Below are 1,507 nucleotides of genomic sequence, written 5' to 3' on the forward strand. Positions count from 1 at the left end.
CCATTATTACCATCGCCACCTGTTGGAGGCTTCGCTTCTCCACCACTGGAGTCACCAGTGGTTGGTGGCTTTTTATCATTACTAACTGGAGGTATTGAATTATCAGCAATAGCTACTCCATCATTGATGTTTAGATCGTCACCAAATACAAAATTTTTACTATCCTTATTTTCTGAAACAGAAGGAGTGTTTGTTGCTGATGCTATAGAAGTATTCAAATCAGAAAAACGATTGTTTGATTTATCACCATCAATAACTGATGCTAGGTTTCGATCTGAATTTATAGCCGCAGTTGCAATTGAATCTGTTAAATCATCAAATTTCTTTTTGGTTTTGTTATTTTCAATGATTCCGGCTAAATTTTGATCCGAGCTATGTTTTGCATTATCAATGATTTCATCAAAGTCATTGGCATTTAAATTTTCAGTTGTTTCATTCTTACTTTCATCTGGTTTTTCATCTTTCTTCTTTTCTTTTTCACTCTCTTTTTTCTTTTTAGATACTGATGCTGTTTTGCTACTCTTTTCGTCTGAAGAAAACAGCGAGCAGCCTGTAACTACCCCGACACTTAAGGTAGTAGCGGTAGTTGCGAGTAAAACTTTCTTGAAAATTTTCGAATAATCTAAAGGCATAATCAATTCCTCCCCATTACTTAACCAACACTTTTAGTTGCTACAGATGTAGCAGAACTATTAGGTGCAGAATTATTGATTTTTTCGAGTAAATCCTTATTCCCTACTTTTTGAGCAAATTTTTTAGCTTCCTCAGATTTATTTAATTTCAAATAACTATTAACAATTATTCCTTCTCTTCTACCATCTAGTGGCACTCGATCTTTTAATTTAATAACTTCTTCATGTTTGTCATCTAATGCAGCAATTTCAAAATTAATTAGTGGATTTTTAGTTTTCAGTTGTTTTACTTTTTTTAAATTATCTACAGCTAAGTAATATGAAACTACTGATTCTGCAAAATCTTGTTCTAAGTCAATAGCTTTTTGTGCTTTACCGCTTAATAGATAAGTAAATAAAACCGCCTTTTTATCTTCTTTTCCTAGCTCTTTATAATCTACTTTATCAAATTCCAGTGCAGCATCTTGATATTTTTGAACTGCAGATAACCTTAATCCATTTATTAAATTTGCATTGATTTCTAAACTATTTACATTATTTGCAGATGCAGCCTGTGAATTCTTCATAGTGCTAAAAGCGAAACCTGCTACTACTATTAAAACAATTGATGCGACTCCTATAATAGCGTACTTATATTTTTTCATATAATTTAAGATTCCTTTTTTATCAAGTTCTATTTTCTTTTCTTGTTCAAAATCAACTTCATTTGATGGCTTTGTTTTCTTATTTAAATTAATTTCGTCACTTTCTGATTCTCTTTTGGCTACTACTAATTGTTGTCTCTTTTGAGCTTCTTCTATTTTCTTCTCTTCCTCTAATCGACGTTTTCTTACTTCTCCAAGCTTTTTCTCCTCGGCTTTCCGACGCGCTTCCGC

Annotated in this window: 2 pseudogenes; both read right to left on the reverse strand. The window is 32.3% G+C overall.

The window, feature by feature from the left end:
* Positions 1–632 (reverse strand): annotated as a pseudogene (locus V7183_RS22755) (adhesin); the annotation flags it as partial.
* A gap of 20 nt (positions 633–652) precedes the next feature.
* Positions 653–1,507: pseudogene (locus V7183_RS22760) on the reverse strand (hypothetical protein); the annotation flags it as partial.

Source organism: Bacillus sp. JJ1127, from assembly GCF_036965845.1.
Taxonomy (GTDB): domain Bacteria; phylum Bacillota; class Bacilli; order Bacillales; family Bacillaceae_G; genus Bacillus_A.